The 244-nt window shown below is 47.5% G+C and carries 1 protein-coding gene; it reads left to right on the forward strand.

The window, feature by feature from the left end; genetic code table 11:
- Nucleotides 1-244, forward strand: a 244-nt coding sequence (locus SB847_RS21980) for a hypothetical protein (RefSeq protein WP_410578853.1), incomplete at both ends; no start/stop codon positions are given.

The following is a 244-nucleotide window of genomic DNA, read 5'->3' on the forward strand; positions in this document are numbered from 1 at the left end:
AGCCAGCAAAATACGCCGACGCTGGAATCACTACAGATGACGCTAAAACAACCTTTAGATGCCAGTGAACTGGCGGCGTTATCGGCATATATCCAGCAAAAATATGGTCTTTCTGCGCAATCATCGCTTTCTTCTGCCCAGGCCGAGGATATTCTTAATCAGCTTTATCAACGGCGGGTTAAAGGGATTGATCCGCGTGTTATGCAACCGCTGCTTAATCCTTTTCCACCGATGATGGACACGT

The organism is Bacillus sp. SIMBA_026, assembly GCF_046535335.1.
Lineage (GTDB): Bacteria > Bacillota > Bacilli > Bacillales > Bacillaceae > Bacillus > Bacillus velezensis.